This is a genomic window from Gordonia sp. GONU (assembly GCF_024733855.1).
Classification (GTDB): Bacteria; Actinomycetota; Actinomycetes; order Mycobacteriales; family Mycobacteriaceae; genus Gordonia; species Gordonia amicalis.
Genome location: NZ_JANRHB010000075.1, coordinates 1 through 1,838, shown reverse-complemented (window position 1 = coordinate 1,838; position 1,838 = coordinate 1). Strand labels below are relative to the sequence as shown.

At 63.9% G+C, this 1,838-nt stretch carries 2 protein-coding genes; one reads left to right on the top strand and one right to left on the bottom strand.

Annotated elements, in window-relative coordinates:
* Positions 1-142: 142 nt before the first annotated feature.
* Entirely contained in the window at positions 143-1,051 is a 909-nt protein-coding gene (locus tag NWF34_RS25200; protein WP_024497354.1) for an alpha/beta fold hydrolase, read from the bottom strand.
* Positions 1,052-1,144: 93 nt separating this feature from the next.
* On the opposite strand from NWF34_RS25200, the gene NWF34_RS25195 reads away from it, so the two are divergent.
* Positions 1,145-1,726, top strand: coding sequence for a TetR/AcrR family transcriptional regulator (locus NWF34_RS25195; RefSeq protein WP_035760112.1), 582 nt, complete (start codon positions 1,145-1,147; stop codon positions 1,724-1,726).
* Positions 1,727-1,838: the final 112 nt, after the last annotated feature.

The following is a 1,838-nucleotide window of genomic DNA, read 5'->3' as shown; positions in this document are numbered from 1 at the left end:
TTCCGAGATCGGCAGACCACCCACGCCCACATACCACCACCCCCAAAACCGCACGCCCACAACACCCTCCACCACCACCGGCACACCACATCGGTGCATCCAGGCTGAGGTGCGAGGAGCGATAGCGACGAGCCTCGAAGGGCTACTTGCCGTCGATGCTGTACGCACCCTCCGCAGCGCCGACGGCGATCTTCTCCCATTCGCCTGTGCTGAGGCCGAATACGTCCAGCAGGTAGGCGGATACGGCGTCTGCGACCAGTTCGACCCGCCGCGGGTCCTCGTCGGTGGTCTCGTGAACCGCTTCTCCGGCAATCCCTCCCAGGGTGTGCTCGCCGTCGTCGATGTAGAGCAGCCGCTTGGGCCCCGGGCTGAGGTGGTAGGCGTCGGTGAGCCACTCTGGGCCGCGGGTCGACAACGCCGAGTCATCTTTTCCGCCCGCGATGACCAGAGCCGGCGTGGACATCCGGCTGAAGTCCGGTCGCATGAACGGCAGGTGTTCGCGCGCGAAGTCGGTGAGGCTGTCGCCGGTTCCCGCGGTCGCGATGAGAGCTCCCGCGCGTACTGACGGATGTGAGAAGTCTTTGCCGACAACACCATCGACGTCGATGACGCGTGCTCCGAGAAGTGTGCCGACCGTCTGCCCGCCCCAGGAATGTCCGACGGCTGCAAGCTTCGATGTGTCGGCCCGGGTGCCGAGGTCATGACCGGCGGTCGAGAGGATGTCGTCGAGATGATCGATGACGGCGTGAACGTCGCTGATCCGGATGCGCCAGATGTCGACGAACCGCGGGTCGTCGAATCCGATTCCGTGGCGCCGGGAGTCGAGGTGGGTGGGGTTCACGACCACGAATCCCGCAGCAGCCCAACGGTCCACGAGCGGTTCGTAACCGTCCATGGACCACGCGTTGCCGTGCGAGAACACAATGAGTGGAAGGTTGTCCCCGTCGACCGGTGCGGTGACCTTCACGGCAAGAGGGACCGGGCGATCGGTGGTGGGCACGATGAGCGGCTTGACGGCGACGATTCGACGTTCGAGCAGGGGAGTGGACATGATGGCTTCTCTCGCGGAAGGGTTGCGATAATCTTGACGGAACACTGTTCCGCCAACCTATCGGAACAGTGTTCCGCGAGCAAGGGGTGAACTGTGTCGGAGTCGAAAACCGCACGTCAACTACGTGCAGAACGAAGCCGTGAGGCGCTGCTGGATGCGGCTGCGGCGGCCTTCGTCGAAACCGGGGTGCAAGCGCCGGTCCGCGACATCGCCAAGCGTGCCGGTGTGGGTGTCGGCACTGTGTATCGGCACTTCCCGACGCGCGCCGACCTGGTGACCGCGGTGTACCGCCATCAGGTCGAGGAGTGCGTCGCACTGGCCGAGAAATTGATCGCCGACGACGTGCCTCCGACGGATGCGTTGTGTCGCTGGACCTCGGCGTTCACCGACTTCCTGGTCACCAAACACGGGTTGAGTGATGCTCTGAGTTCGGACGATCCGAGCCTGAACAACCTGCACGCGTTGATCTTCGACAGTCTCGTTCCGGCGTTCGCGTCGCTGGTCGAGCGGGCTCAAGAGTCGGGTGAGGTCAGCAAGGACGTCAGCCCCGTGACGTTCCTGCGTGCGATCGGCAACCTCTGCATCGTCGGACCCGGCTACACCGAAGCGGATGCCAAGGCGATGGTCGGGTTGCTGCTGGCGGGGTCGGGCGCCACGTCCGCCCCTGCTCCCTGAGCCTGGATGCACCGATTTGGGGTGAGGTTTCTGGTGTTTGATGGGGTGTTGAGAAGCGAGATGCCTTGCTGCAGTGCAAGAATGGGACTTGTCTAAGGAACACATTCAGGCA